Origin of the sequence: Kribbella sp. CA-253562 (assembly GCF_050942265.1) — a bacterium.
In the GTDB taxonomy this organism is placed as follows: domain Bacteria; phylum Actinomycetota; class Actinomycetes; order Propionibacteriales; family Kribbellaceae; genus Kribbella.
Genome location: NZ_CP192049.1, coordinates 5,890,684 through 5,904,525 on the forward strand (window position 1 = coordinate 5,890,684; position 13,842 = coordinate 5,904,525).

Below are 13,842 nucleotides of genomic sequence, written 5' to 3' on the forward strand. Positions count from 1 at the left end.
TTCCGGGCCTCGGGCCCCGATCAGGAGGTCTTGGGCTTCGGGGCGTCGGTCGGGGTCGCGCCGTCGGTGCCGGTCGTGGACTGGCCGTCGGGGGTGGTGCAGGTCGGAGCCGGGGTCGGCGTCGCCGTCGGAGTCGGGGTCGGCGTCACGCACGGATCCTGCGTGGGCTCCTGGGTCGGCGTCTGCGTGTCCTGGGTGTTCGTCGGCGTCGGCGTGGGTGTCGGCGTCGGCGTGGGGGTCGGCGTCGGCGTAGGAGTCAGCGTCGGCGTCGGCGACGAGGTGGTCGGCGTCGTCGTCGGGGTCTGGGTCTCCGTCGGTGACGGGGTCAGCGTCGGCGTCGGCGGCTTCGTCGGCGGCTTCGGCGGGTTCGTCCACGGCGGCCGCGAGGTCGGGCGCGGGGTAGACGGCAGCGGCGACGTCGGGGTCAGCGTCGGCGACGTGATCGGCTGCGTGGGCCGAGTCGTCTGGGCGGGCTGGGTCGGCTGCGTCGTCGTCGTACTGGTGGTGGCCGATGGCCGCGGCGTGGTCTCGTCGTCGCCCGGGATCTGGGTCGGGTCGTCGTCGTGCTGCACGTTGCCGTCGTCGTCGCCCGGCGGGGTGATCACGCCGTCGTCGTCCGGGGTGGTGACGGTCGTCTTGCTGTACGACTTCATCCAGCGCAGCACGGTGGACACGTAGTCCATCGAGTGGTTGTAGCGCAGCACCGCCTCGGCCAGACCCTGGGGGTCGCTCAGGTCGGCGTTGGCCGAGCAGAGGTAGTCGCCGGCCGCCCGCGCCGCGTCGAACACGTTGTGCGGGTCCTTCAGGCCGTCGTTGTTGCCGTCGGCGCCGAACCCCTTCCAGGTGCCCGGGATGAACTGCATCGGGCCGACCGCGCGATCCCACTGGGTGTTGCCGTCGTACTGGCCGCCGTCGGTGTCACCGATCGCTGCCATGCCCGGCCCACCGTCGAGCACCGGCCCGAGGATCTGGCCCCGGGTCTTGCCGGTCGCGTCGACGCGGCCGCCGCTGGCGTGCGCGGACTCGACCTTGCCGATACCGGCCAGCAGCGGCCAGGTGATGTGGCAGTTCGGCTTGGCGACGGCGAGGTCGTTCGCGGCCTTCTGGTACGCCGCGAGCACGGTGCCGGGAATGCCCGAGACCGCTCCGCTCGGCCCGACCACCGGCTGCTGCTTGCTGTCGGTCGCGCCGGTCACCGGGACCTCGATCGTGGACCGCTTCTCCGAGCCGATGCTGCCGTCGACGCCGGGCACCTTCGGCACGTCCTCGACCAGGTCGTCGAACACCGAGTCCTGGCGCGGCTGGCTGAGCGCGTGCGCGTCGACCACGAACGTGTTCGAGGGGACGCCGCCGGCGACGAACACGGCGACCATCGCGGCGGGCGGGGCAAGGCAGATCCACGTCGCGGTCAACTTGCCCCGCCACGTGTCCAGATCCTTGAACTGCCGCCTCATCCGAACCCGTCTCCTCGACGTATTCCGCAGTTACCCCCGTGCTCCGGGCGCAGGCACGATCTTAACGGGTGAGCGGTCAGGGACAACCGGTCACGGTGAGTCCCCCGGCTCGGACAACCACTTTCAAGCACTCGTACGACGTACTGCGCCCGTCGTACCGGCCACTCCCCCGCGGGGCTCGCACCCCGCTCCCTCACCGTACGCGCGGGCGGCGCAGGCGTCATCCTCCGACGGAGGAATTCACTGCTTGTTCTTGTCGTCCCCGTCGAGCAGGTTCTTGAAGGCGTCCGGCAGCTCGAAGTTGCTGTTGCCGAGCTGGCCGCCGAACGCGGCCGGCAGCTCGCCCGGCGCGGGCTCGGCCGGCTGCGAGGGACCCTGGTTGGCCCGCTTGGCCGGGTTGCCGGAGCCGCGCTTGGACTTGCCCTTCTTCGCCTGCTGCTTGCCCTTCTTGCCGCCGCCCATGCCCGGCATTCCGGGCATTCCCGGCATCCCTGGCATGCCCGGCATGCCCTTGCCGCTGGCCATCGCCGACATCATCTTGCGGGCCTCGAAGAACCGCTCGACCAGGCCGCTGACGGTGGCCACCTCGGTGCCCGAGCCCTTCGCGATCCGGGCCCGGCGGGAACCGTTGATGATGTGCGGATCGGCCCGCTCGGCCGGCGTCATCGAGTGGATGACCGCCTCGATCCGGTCGATCTCGCGCTCGTCGAAGTTCTCCAGCTGGTCCTTGAACTGGGCCGCGCCGGGCAGCATGCCGAAGATCTTGGTCAGCGGGCCCATCTTGCGCACCGACTGCATCTGGGCGAGGAAGTCGTCCAGGGTGAAGTCCTTGCCGCCCTTCTTCTGCAGCTTGGCGGCGGTCTTGGCGGCCTGGTCGGCGTCGAAGGTCCGCTCGGCCTGCTCGATCAGGCTCATCACGTCGCCCATGCCGAGGATGCGCGACGCCATCCGGTCGGGGTGGAAGACGTCGAAGTCCTCGAGCTTCTCGCCGTTCGACGCGAACATCACCTGGCGGCCGGTGACCTGCGCGATCGACAGCGCGGCACCGCCGCGGGCGTCGCCGTCCAGCTTGGACAGCACCACACCGTCGAAGCCGACGCCGTCCAGGAAGGCCTGCGCGGTGACCACCGCGTCCTGACCGATCATCGCGTCGACGACGAACAGGATCTCGTCCGGCGTCACCGCGTCGCGGATGTCCGCGGCCTGCTGCATCAGCTCGGCGTCGACACCCAGCCGGCCGGCCGTGTCGACGATCACGACGCTGTACTGCTTGGTCCGCGCCTCGTCCATCGCCTGCTTGGCGACCTGCACCGGGTCACCGACACCGTTGCCCGGCTCCGGCGCGAACACCGGGACGCCGGCCCGGTCACCGACCACCTGCAGCTGCGTCACGGCGTTCGGCCGCTGCAGGTCGGCCGCGACCAGCATCGGCGTCTGGTGCCGCGTCTCCTTCAGCCACTTCGCGAGCTTGCCCGCCAGCGTCGTCTTACCAGCACCCTGCAGACCCGCCAGCATGATCACCGTCGGCGGCCGCTTGGCCATCCGCAGCTCACGCGTCTCGCCACCGAGGATCTTGACCAGTTCCTCGTTGACGATCTTGATCACCTGCTGCGCCGGGTTCAGCCCACCCCGCACCTCGGCGCCGGCGGCCCGCTCCTTGACGGCAGCGATGAACTCCTTCACCACCGGCAACGCGACATCGGCCTCCAGCAACGCGATCCGGATCTCCCGGGCGGTCGCGTCGATGTCGGCGTCGGTCAGCCTGCCCTTCCCCCGCAAGTTCTTGAACGCAGCGGAAAGCCGATCGGAAAGCGTGTCGAACACAGCAAAGTCCGTTTCTTCAGTCGAACCCAGACAACTCGACGAGTCTACCGGCCGCTCCGACCACCGCGACCAGGCAGGACTCGGCGCGGTGGCCTGTGGACAACTCCCACGCTGCGACCGGCAATCCGGATACCGTTCCTGTCAGTACCAGCGTCGTCGCGGGGAGAGACCGTGCCAGTAGACATCGAGCAGTTCACCACCGCGGTGTCGCGCGCTCGGGACCGCATTCGCGGCACCACGGAGCCGGGCGTGATCGCCACCGAGCAGGCGAAGCTCCTTGCAATGGTGCCCGCCGATGCGACCGAGCACGAAAAGACCTGGACGACGGAGCTGATCGCCGGCCTGGCTGTGCCGTCGCCGCCGCCACCTCAACCAAGCGCGCTGTACGACGAGGCCGGCCGAATCCACGCCGACGCGTTCCGGACCGAAGGTCCCACCGAGGAGCGGATCGCAGCGCTCCAGGACGCCCGCCGCAAGATCTTCGCGCTCGCGGACCGTGCCGACGACGACGAAGCCGCGGCGATCCGGGCGATGACCAGAGCCCTCGACCACGCCGAGGACTACCTGCGCGACCCGCCCTGGCCCGCGAGCAACCAGCCCGGACAGGCCGACTGATCGGTGTCCGGCGGCGACCGGCTCGTTCCTCGCGACTCCGCCGTCCACCGGGAGTTCAGCCGTCTGTACGGAATCACCCGATCCCTGCGTGAGACCCCGGTCGACCGTTGGAACGGCGATCTCTACGCGACGTACCGGGCACCGGATGCCGACCCGCGATGGGGCAGGTTCGATCCGAAGACCGGCGCCTTGCACATGTCGGCGGATCTGGTTCTGCGCCATCTGACGGGCTCGCCCGCCGACACCGATCGCCAGAGCCAGGCACAGGCCCTCGCCACGGTGCTGCACGAAGCGACGCACACCGGGATGTTCACCGACGCACCCGAGGCTCCCAATGCGGTCCGCGACGAGCGGTCCATCGGCGTCATGGAAGGCGTGGCCGAGTATCGCGCCGTCCACGACTTCGACAATTTCGTCGCCGTGGCCGGCTACCGCGGTCTGGTCCTCGCCCAGCCGCAGTATCCCGGTCCCTTCGCAGCCATGGACGACCTGGTGTCCCAGGTGTCGGGCCCGGCCAAAGACCGCCAGGCACTCCTCAAACAACTCGCCGGCGGCTCGGGAGCCATGCACTTCGATCAACTGGCCGACAGCGTGATTCACAACCGGCTCGCTGACGTCGTCCCGAACCGCGAGGACCACCGCCAAGCGGTCAGAGCGGCCCTGATCGGCCCACTCGCGAACCCACTCTGGACGACCCTGCTCAAGCGCCCGGCCCGCTCGGGCCTCGCGCTGGCCGGCGAGATCCGCCAGGACCTCAACTCCGAGGTCGACAAGATCCGTCACCACTACCGAGGCGGCTTCCAGCCGCCGTATCCGGCCGACGTTCCGAATCCGGCGGCAATCCAGTTGTCCCCCACCACCGGCCGAACGACCGAGCCAGAACGAGCGCCGTCCCCAGTGGTCGACGGCGTCGACCTGCGATTCCTCAGCGGCCAGGCACCAGCATCGGGCGCCACGGCGAGGAGACCGTCGTTGGGCCAGGGAGCCCGGGGCTCGGAAGGACCGATCCGGCGGGATCCGCACCGCGGCACGGAGCGCGACCGAAGCTGACATGTCGCGCAACGACCTGTGGATAAGTCCGGTCGCCCAGCGTGCCGAACAGCTCGCGTTTCACTTGACATCCCAACCGAAGGAGAGCCCGTGCCACTGGACATCGCGAAGTTCAACTCGGCGTACTCCGACGCGCGGTATCGCGTGGATCGGGAGGGGGGCGACGTCGCGGCCGAGCAGGCGGAGCTTCGCGGGCTTGTGCCGGACGACGCTGCGGCCGAGGACAGGGAGTGGGCTCAGACGCTCATCGAGTCTCTCGCAGATCCTGCGCCGCCGGAGCCCGAGTGGAGTCCGCTCTACCACGAGGCCGGCCGGATCGCGGCGGCCAGTTACGCCACTGAAGGGACCACCGAGGAGCGCATCGCGGCGTTCGAACGGGCTCGCAGGGAGATCTTCGCGATCGCCGATCGGGCCGACCGCGACGAGGCGCCGCACATTCGCGCGATGACGCGGGCGATGGAACACCTGGAGGAAGGCCTGCGACACCCGTTCTGGGAGGAGACGGCCGAACAGGCCGACTGACCGGTGGCCAACAGCCTGACGCTCGTTCCACGGGGCTCGGCCACTTACCGGGAGTTCGAGCGGCTGTACCGGCTCGCCAGGAGTCTCCGCACGACGGCGACCGACCGTTGGAACGGTGGCCTCGTCGCAGGCGGCGGCGAGAACATGGGCGCGGTCCACCCGAAGACCGGCGCGATCCGGTTGTCGGCCGAGCATGTCCTCAGGCACCTGCACGGCTCCGGGTTCAACTCGACTCCGAGCGAGCGCGCTCAGGCGCTGGCGACGATTCTGCACGAGACGACGCACGCCGGGATGGAGATCGACGCGCCAGACCAGCCCAACGCCGTACGGGCCGAGCACGCGTTGAAGGTGATCGAGGGCTTCGCGGAGGTCCGCGCGATGACCGACTTCACCGCGTTCGCTGTACGCGCCGGCTACGGCAAGCTGCCGTTTCCGAAGCCGGCGTACAAGGCTCCGCATGCCGCGGTCGACGAACTGGTTCACCAGGCGTCCGGACCTCGCCAGACAAGGGGTCAGTTGCTCGACGTGGCCGTGCGTGGTCCGGGCGTGATGCACCTGGATCAACTCGCAGAGTGTGTGGTCCGCAACCGCCTGGAGGACGTGGTCCCCGCTCGCGAGGTCGACCGGCGTGCGGTACGAGCGGCGTTGATCGCGACGATGGCCGTCCCGGGCTGGTTGCAACTGACAGACAAGGTCGGCGCGGACGTCGACCGGGCGGTCGCCGACGGGATTCGCCGTGACCTCGACGCGAGGGTCGACCAGATTCGGCAGCACTACCGCGCTCAGCCGTCACGGGTGTTCCCGGCGGACGGACCGAACGCTGAGGCGGCGCGGGTTGCTGATGGCAACAGGTTGGCGACGTTGCCGGCGCCGGATGCGAGGGATCGGGTCGACAGGTCTGCGCCGGGTGCGGGCGACCGGCTTGATGGGGCGGCGCCGGCAGTCGGTGATCGGGGCGACGGGCCGGTGCAGGGCGGGTGGACGCCTTCGGGGCGACGTGAGGCTGGGGTCGCGGCGATGCGGTTTCCGGACGGCGTGGCACCTGCGGCTGGCGCGACAGGGCGGCGGGCTTCGCTGGGGCAGGGGGCTCGGGGAGCGGGGCTGGGTGGGCGGGAGCGGCGACCGGAGTCGGGTGTTGAGCGTGAGTAGCGGTTGGGCGGTCAGCGGAGAGCACGCGTCAGCTGCCTGAATCGCTTGGGTGCGGGGCTCGCGAGGACCGGGCGCGGGGATTCGGCGACGCGGGACGGGGCTCGCCCGGGAGGTCGCTGACTCCACCCTGCGATGACCTGTGGATAACGCCAGCCGCCCAGCACGCTCTACCGCTAGCGTTTCACCGAAGAGCCGAACCGAAGGAGATCCCGTGCCGCTGGACATCGCGAAGTTCAACTCGGCGTACACCGATGCGCGGGGTCGCGTCGAGCGTGAGCAGGCCGATGTGGCGACTCAGCAGGCGCAACTGCGGACACTCATACCGGACGACGCCACCGAGGAGCATCGTGAGTGGGCCGAGAACCTGATCGCCTCGCTGGCCAAGCCGCCTGCGCCGCCCAGGCAGTGGAGTGAGCTCTACCACGAGGCGGGACGGATCCAGGTGGCCGCTTACCAGACCGAAGGAACCGTCGAGGAGCAAATTGCTGCGCTGCGGGAGGCTCGGCGACGGATCTGGGAGATCGCTGATCGCGCGGCCGATGACGAGGCGCCGCACATCAGAGCCATGACTCGGTCGATGGAGCACGTCGAGGACGGGCTGCGGAACCCGTTGTTGCCGCAGGACGACTGACGCGTGCAGGGCGGCCTGTCCCTCGTACCGCGTCAGAGCGCGGTCTACCGAGAGTTCGAGCGGCTGTACCACCTTGCCCGCACACTGCGTCCGACGGCCACGGATCGCTGGAACGGTGACCTCGTCGCGGGTGGAACGGAAAGCTGGGGAAGCGTCGACAGGAACTCCGGCGCGATCACACTGTCCGCCCACCATGTGCTCCGTCATCTCCACGGCTCGGACTCTCGGGGCGGTCCGGACCAGCAGGCGCAGGCGCTCGCCACGGTCCTCCACGAAGCGACGCACGCGGGGATGGCCTTGGAGGCTCCGACTGCAGCCAACGCCGTCCACAGGAACCTGATGTGGAGGGCGTCGCGGAGGTGAGGGCCATTGCCGACATCCCGGCCTTCGCGGTGCTCGCCGGGTACGGAGAACTTCCAGTGCCACCGCCTCAGTACCCCGCGCCGTACTCCGCCATCGACGGACTCTTGCAGCAGGCGTCGGGGCCAAGGAGAGGACGTGGTTCTCTGCTTGACGCCCTGTCCCGAGGGTCCGGGCACGCTGCACCTCGACGAATTGGCCGACGGCGTGCTGCAGAACCGGCTGGCGGAGGTCGTCCCCGTGGGTGACCAGCAGGCCGTCCGGGCGGCGCTGATCGGGCCGATGCTGCATCCCGCGTGGAGTCAGATCGGCAAGATGCCGAGCGGCATCGGCGAGAGTGTCGCGCGCGACATCCAGATCAAGCTGAACACCGTCGTCGACGAGATCCGCCAGCATTACCGCGCTCAGCCGGCGCAGGTGTTCCCGGCGGACGGACCGAACGCCGAGGCGGTGCGGGTTGCTGAGGGCAACAGGTTGGCGGCGTTGCCGGCGCCGGATGCGAGGGATCGGGTCGACAGGTCTGCGCCGGGCGACCGGCTTGATGGCGCGGCGCCAGGGGTCGGTGATCGATCCGACGGGCCGGTGCGGGGCGGCTGGACGCCTTCGGGTCGAGGTGAGGCTGACGTCGCGGCAATGCGGTTTCTGGACGGAGTGGCGCCTGCGGCTGGCGCGACGGGGCGGCGGCCTTCGCTGGGGCAAGGCGCTCGGGGAGCGGGGCAGGGCGGGCGGGACCGGCGGCCGGAGTCTGGAGTTGAGCGCGAGTAGCGGTTGGACAGTCAGCGGAGAGCGCGCATCGGCTGGCTGACTTGCTTGGGTGCCAGGCTCGACGCGAGAACGAGCCCGACCGGGAGGCCGTTTACTCAATCGTGCGACGACCTGTGGATAACGCCAGCCGCCCAGCACGCTCTACCGCTAGCGTTTCACCGAAGAGCCGAACCGAAGGAGAAGCCGTGCCGCTGGACATCGCGAAGTTCAACTCGGCGTACTCGGATGCGCGGTACCGAATCGACCGAGGGGACGCTGATGTGGCAGCGGAGCAGGCTCGGTTGCGGGAACTCGTGCCGGACGACGCCGCGAGGGACGACGTCGAATGGGCCGACACCTTGATCGTCTCCTTGGCCGAGCCGCCGGAGCCGCCTCGGGAGTGGAGTGAGCTATACCACGAGGCCGGGCGGATTCAGGTGGCCGCGTACCAGGCCGAAGGGACGGTCGAGGAGCGGATCGCCGCTTTCGAGGAGGCCCGGCGCCGAATTTGGGAGATCGCCGATCGGGCGGATCCGGAAGAGGCGCCGGATATCAGGGCGATGACCAGATCGATGGAGCACGTGGAGAACGGCCTACGGGACCCGCTCTGGCCGGACGACGACAGCAATCAGGACGATTGAGCCGTGAACGACGGCGCAGCCGCCGTACCACGCGGCACCGCCGTCTACCGAGAATTCGAGCGGCTCTACCGGCTGGCCCGCACGCTGCGCCCGTGGAGCACTGACCGATGGAACGGCGATCTTTTCGCCGGCGGCACCGGTAACTGGGGAAGCGTCGACCGGTTGTCGGGCGCGCTCACCCTCTCGCACGAGCACGTACTGCGGCATTTGCGGGACTCGGGCTTCTCAACCACCGCCAGGCAACAAGCGCAAGCACTCGCGACGATCCTCCACGAAACAACCCACGCATCGATGGAACTGGATGCACCGGACCATCCCAACGCGGTCCGGAGGAAATCCACGTGGAACGTCATGGAGGGCGTCGCCGAACTTCGTGCCATCACCGATGTCCGGGCCTTCGCGGTTCGTGCCGGATACGGCCCGCTCCCGACGCCACAGCCTCAGTATCCCGCTCCGTACGCCGCCATCGACGGGCTCATGGAAGAGGCCTCGGGTCCGCGCAGGGATCGTGAGGCACTTCTCAACACGTTGTCCTTGGGTCCCGGCGCGCTGCATCTGGACCAACTCGCCGACGGTGTGCTGCAAAACCGGCTGGCGGAGGTCGTTCCTGTCGGTGACCACCAGGCCGTCCGGGCGGCGCTGATCGAGCCGATGCTGCATCCCGCGTGGAGTCAGATCGGCAAGATGCCGAGCGGCATCGGCGAGAATGTCGCGCGCGACATCCAGATCAAGCTGAACACCGTCGTCGACGAGATCCGCCAGCATTACCGCGCTCAGCCGGCGCAGGTGTTCCCGGCGGAGGGTCCGAACGCCGAGGCAGCGCGGGTTGCTGAGGGCAACAGGTTGGCGGCGTTGCCGGCACCGGATGCGAGGGATCGGGTCGACAGGTCTGCGCCGGGTGACCGACATGGTGGGGCGGCACCAGGGGTCGGTGAGCGGGCCGACGAGCCGGTGAAGGGCGGCTGGACGCCTTCGGGTCGAGGTGAGGCTGGGGTCGCGGCGATGCGGTTCCTGGACGGGGTGGCGCCTGCGGCTGGCGCGACCGGGCGGCGGCCTTCGCTGGGGCAAGGCGCGCGGGGAGCGGGGCAGGGCGGGCGGGACCGGCGGCCGGAGTCTGGAGTTGAGCGCGAGTAGCGGTTGGACGGTCAACGGATAGCACCCAACAGCTGGCTGAACCGCTTGGCTGCGGGGCTCGAGAGGGCGGGCCCTGGGATTCGGCGACGCGGGACGGGCCCGACCGGGAGGTCGCTGACTCCACCTGCGAAGACCTGTGGATAACGGCGGCCGCCCAACGCGTCGACCCGCTAGCGTTTCACCGGACATCTCGACCGAAGGAGACAACGGTGCCGCTGGACATCGCGAAGTTCAACTCGGCGTACACCGATGCGCGGGGTCGGGTGAGGCGGGATGGGGCGGACGTGGCCGCGGAGCAAGCTCGGTTGCTGGAGTTGATACCGGACGACGCCGCCGAGGACGACCTTCGTTGGGCCAAGACGCTGATCGCCTCGTTGGCCAAGTCGCCTGCGCCGCCGCGCGAGTACAGCGAGCTGTACCACGAAGCCGGGCGGATCCAGGCCGCTGCGTATCAGGTCCAGGGCACGGTCGAGGAGCAGATCGAGGCGCTCGCCACTGCGCGGCGAATGATCTGGGAGATCGCCGATCGCGCCGACCGCGACGAAGCGCCGCACATCAGGGCGATGACGAGATCGATGGAGCACGTGGAGGACGGGCTGCGCAATCCGTTGTGGCCGGCGGACGATCAGCCGGGACAGGACAGCTGATCTGGTGGACAGCGCCGCGCACCTCGTACCGCGCGGAACGGCCGTCTACCGAGAGTTCGAGCGGCTTTACCGACTCGCGCGGACTTTGCGTCCGACCACCACGGACCGCTGGAACGGCGTACTCCTCGCCGGGGGCAGCGGGAACTGGGGCAGCGTCGACCGACGGTCGGGTGCGATCACCCTGTCGGACCAGCACGTGCTGCGGCATCTCCGCGGCTCGGGCTTCCCGAGCACGGCCGCTGAGCAGGCCCAGGCGTTGGCGACGATCCTCCACGAAACCACTCACGCTGGGATGGAAATCGACGCGCCACAAGCCCGGAACGCGATCCGGAGCAACCTCATCTGGAACGTCATGGAGGGTGTCGCCGAGGTGCGAGCGATGGCCGACATCGAGGCCTTCGCCGATCGGGCCGGGTACGGCGAGCTCCCCGTTCCGGATCCTCAGTACCCAGCCCCGTACGCCGCGATCGAAGGGCTGATCGTTCAGGCGTCCGGACCACGAAAGGGCGATGGTGCGTTGCTCGATGCGCTGTCCCGTGGGCCTGGCGTGCTCCATCTGGACTGTCTGGCCGACGGCGTACTGCAGAATCGCCTGGCCGATGTCGTCCCCACGGGCGACCACCCAGCGGTGCGAGCAGCACTGATCAGGCCGATGTTGCACCCGGCCTGGACCGAGATCCGGCACATGGGCAGCAGCATCGGGACAGGTGTGGCACGTGACATCGCCGTCAAGGTCAACTCAGCGGTCGACGCCATCCGCGGGCACTACGCGTCCGGACGGAACGGCCCGTTCCCGGGCGACGTCTTCGATCCAGCAGTGCGGGAGCGAGGCGGTGGGGCATCAACTCCTGATCCGGACCATCGAGCGGACGGGTCGGCCCGTGGCGCCGCGATGCCCTCGGCGCAGGACAAAGTACCGGAGATGCGCTTCTTGGACGGGCTGGCACCCGCGGCGGGGGCTGCGAGAAGGCCGCCCTCCTTGGGGCAGGGAGCGCGGGGCGCGGGTAGGCCGGCGCCGCCGAATCCTGAGCGTACGACGGGGCGTGACCGCTAGGAGAAGCAACTCGCGTGGCCTAGGGTTAACCATTCAGACATCTACGAGCGGTTAGGGGCGGCGACGGTGGCGAAGCGGCGGGTTGTGGTGGATGGGCCTTCCAACTTGGGGTTGCGGCCGCCGAAGGTGGGGACTGTGCCGGGGTGTTACAAGCTGGCGGGGGCGCTGAGGGATCAGGGGTTTGTGACGCGGATCGGGGCGGCGGATGGCGGGTGTGTGACGCCGCCTCGGTACGACCGGGGGGACTGGAAGCCGGGGGATGGGGTGTTCAACGCGGGGGCGATGGCGGAGTACAGCCTGAGAGTGGCTGAGCGGGTGGGGAAGTTGGTTGACGAGGGCAACCTTGTGGTGTTGCTGGGCGGGGAGTGCAGCAACTTGCTCGGGCCGGCGGTGGCGTTGCGGCGGCGGGGGCGGTTCGGGGTGGTGTATCTGGACGGGCACTCGGATTTTCGGACGGTGGAGAACTCGCCGTACGTCGGGGCGGCGGGTGGGGAGGCGTTGGCGTTGGTGACCGGGCGGGGGCAGGACGATCTGGTCGATCTCGACGGGTTGAAGCCGTATGTGCGGGACGAGGACGCGGTGCTGCTGGGGATTCGGGACGACGACGAGTACGCCGACGACGTGCGGGCGGCGGGGATCGGGACGTGGCCGGCGGCGGAGATCGGCGACGGGACGGGCGGCGAAGTGGTCGAGCAGCTGGAGAAGCTCGACGGGTTCTGGGTGCATCTGGACGTCGACATCCTCGACGCCTCCGTGATGCCCGCGGTGGACAGTCCGGATCCCGGTGGGATCCAGCACGAGCAATTGCGGGCGCTGTTGAAGCCCTTGCTCGCGTCGGACAAGTGCGTGGGGATCGATGTCGGGATCTTCGACCCGGATCTCGACCCGGACGGCACGTACGCCCGTGAACTCACCGACACGCTCGTCGCCGCGTTCGACAGCTGAGACCGCTACACCAAGGACCGGGCTACTCCCAGACCGCCGGCAACCCGTGCGGCGCCGCATGCCCGAGGATCCGGCGTACGCCGCCCGGCCACGTCTGCAGTACCACCAGGAACTCGTACGGCGCCTCCGGCGTACGGCGCATCGGTTCGAGACACAGGCGGGCCAGTGGAGCCGAGGCGCTGGCCCGCTCCCCCAGCGCCGCGATCGCCTCGTCGGCGGCGGCCTGGTCGGCGCGGGTGAGGTACTGCCACATCACCGAGTGCCAGACGACCGTGACGTGTTCCTCGGACAGTTCCAGATTGCGCAGGAACGACACCGCGTCCTCACGCCGTACGTCGGCCGGCACCGCACGCGCGACCTCCAGGGCGCCGCGGAGTCGTTCGAGGCGTTCGGTCATGTCCGGCCACACGTACGACGTGAGCGTGAGCGCGCCGTCCTCGGTCAGCGGATTGACCGGGTTGATGTCGCTGCCGACCCGTTCGGCGATCCGCAGCTCCGGCGCGGGCGTGATCGGCCGGCCCGTCCAGGCGTCGGCGAAGACCACCGGGCTGTCGGCGGCGCCGAAGGTCTGGTCGGCCACCTGGTAGCGAAAGCAGTCGGCGCGTAGGTTCAGCCCACCGCTTGCCCCGATCTCGAACAGCCGGACCGGCAGCGGGACCGCCTCGAAGAGCCGCAGGAGTCCGCCGTACAGGGCCGTCGCGCGGCCGACCTCGTTGGTCTGTGGCGGTTGGGTCAGCAGGCTCTGCAGCTCGGGTCCCCGCGCCTGCAGGACCTGCTCGAACGCCGTCCAGCCGAGAACCGGGTCCCACTCCCCGCCGACGCTCGGGTAGAACACCCCGAGCTCCGGCGCCTCACCGGCCAGCACCAGCCGGTGCACCGAGCCGAGCAGCCGCAGAGCGAGCGCGGAGGGCCCCGGGTCCTGCTCGTGCCCGGCCAGCACGCGGGTGCTGATGCCGCCGAGCTCGTAGTCGTCCACGAGCCGGCGGAGCAGATCGGCGTACAGCGGCGAGCCGAGTTCTTCGCACGCCGCTGCCTGGAGCTGGAAGGCTTCTACAACGTCCACACCGATGAC

Annotated in this window: 14 protein-coding genes; 11 read left to right on the plus strand and 3 right to left on the minus strand. The window is 69.6% G+C overall.

Going from position 1 to position 13,842, the window contains the following annotated elements; all coding sequences use genetic code 11:
• Positions 1-20 precede the first annotated feature (20 nt).
• Positions 21-1,454 carry a lytic transglycosylase domain-containing protein gene (locus ACQPXM_RS27715; RefSeq protein WP_432938633.1) on the minus strand — a complete coding sequence of 478 codons (1,434 nt, stop codon included), beginning with the start codon at positions 1,452-1,454 and terminating at the stop codon, positions 21-23.
• Positions 1,455-1,694: 240 nt separating this feature from the next.
• Complete coding sequence (gene ffh, locus ACQPXM_RS27720) at positions 1,695-3,278, minus strand: signal recognition particle protein (RefSeq protein WP_432938636.1); 1,584 nt, start codon at positions 3,276-3,278, stop codon at positions 1,695-1,697.
• 171 nt (positions 3,279-3,449) lie between these two features.
• Here ffh and ACQPXM_RS27725 point away from each other — a divergent pair, with 171 nt between their 5' ends.
• From ACQPXM_RS27725 to ACQPXM_RS27775, 11 genes are all read left to right on the plus strand, one after another.
• Positions 3,450-3,893: a hypothetical protein gene (locus ACQPXM_RS27725; protein WP_432938639.1), complete on the plus strand. Its 444-nt coding sequence runs from the start codon at positions 3,450-3,452 to the stop codon at positions 3,891-3,893.
• Between the two features lie 3 nt (positions 3,894-3,896).
• The gene (locus tag ACQPXM_RS27730) at positions 3,897-4,943 is read left to right on the plus strand and encodes a hypothetical protein (protein ID WP_432938641.1); all 1,047 of its coding nucleotides are present in this window, start codon (positions 3,897-3,899) and stop codon (positions 4,941-4,943) included.
• A 90-nt stretch (positions 4,944-5,033) separates the two neighbouring features.
• Complete coding sequence (locus tag ACQPXM_RS27735; protein WP_432938644.1) at positions 5,034-5,465, plus strand: hypothetical protein; 432 nt, start codon at positions 5,034-5,036, stop codon at positions 5,463-5,465.
• A gap of 3 nt (positions 5,466-5,468) precedes the next feature.
• Positions 5,469-6,614 (plus strand): hypothetical protein, encoded by a 1,146-nt coding sequence (locus ACQPXM_RS27740; protein WP_432938646.1) that lies wholly within the window; start codon positions 5,469-5,471, stop codon positions 6,612-6,614.
• A 211-nt stretch (positions 6,615-6,825) separates the two neighbouring features.
• Positions 6,826-7,245, plus strand: a complete 420-nt coding sequence (locus ACQPXM_RS27745; protein ID WP_432938649.1) for a hypothetical protein — start codon at positions 6,826-6,828, stop codon at positions 7,243-7,245.
• Between the two features lie 498 nt (positions 7,246-7,743).
• Entirely contained in the window at positions 7,744-8,370 is a 627-nt protein-coding gene (locus ACQPXM_RS27750) for a hypothetical protein (protein ID WP_432938652.1), read from the plus strand.
• A gap of 185 nt (positions 8,371-8,555) precedes the next feature.
• A complete protein-coding gene (locus ACQPXM_RS27755; RefSeq protein ID WP_432938655.1) occupies positions 8,556-8,990 on the plus strand; it encodes a hypothetical protein in 435 nt (144 codons plus the stop codon).
• A 3-nt stretch (positions 8,991-8,993) separates the two neighbouring features.
• Positions 8,994-10,124 (plus strand): hypothetical protein, encoded by a 1,131-nt coding sequence (locus tag ACQPXM_RS27760; protein WP_432938657.1) that lies wholly within the window; start codon positions 8,994-8,996, stop codon positions 10,122-10,124.
• 209 nt (positions 10,125-10,333) lie between these two features.
• Positions 10,334-10,771 carry a hypothetical protein gene (locus ACQPXM_RS27765; RefSeq protein WP_432938660.1) on the plus strand — a complete coding sequence of 146 codons (438 nt, stop codon included), beginning with the start codon at positions 10,334-10,336 and terminating at the stop codon, positions 10,769-10,771.
• Between the two features lie 4 nt (positions 10,772-10,775).
• Positions 10,776-11,825: a hypothetical protein gene (locus tag ACQPXM_RS27770; protein ID WP_432938663.1), complete on the plus strand. Its 1,050-nt coding sequence runs from the start codon at positions 10,776-10,778 to the stop codon at positions 11,823-11,825.
• Positions 11,826-12,140: 315 nt separating this feature from the next.
• A complete protein-coding gene (locus ACQPXM_RS27775) occupies positions 12,141-12,770 on the plus strand; it encodes an arginase family protein (protein ID WP_432938665.1) in 630 nt (209 codons plus the stop codon).
• 22 nt (positions 12,771-12,792) lie between these two features.
• On the opposite strand, the gene ACQPXM_RS27780 is transcribed toward ACQPXM_RS27775, so the two are convergent.
• Complete coding sequence (locus ACQPXM_RS27780; RefSeq protein ID WP_432938668.1) at positions 12,793-13,833, minus strand: DUF2332 domain-containing protein; 1,041 nt, start codon at positions 13,831-13,833, stop codon at positions 12,793-12,795.
• Positions 13,834-13,842: the final 9 nt, after the last annotated feature.

Excerpts from the sequence above, each read along its gene's own strand:
- ACQPXM_RS27715 (WP_432938633.1), bottom strand. The coding sequence starts at position 1,454 with ATGAGGCGGCAGTTCAAGGATCTGGACACGTGGCGGGGCAAGTTGACC.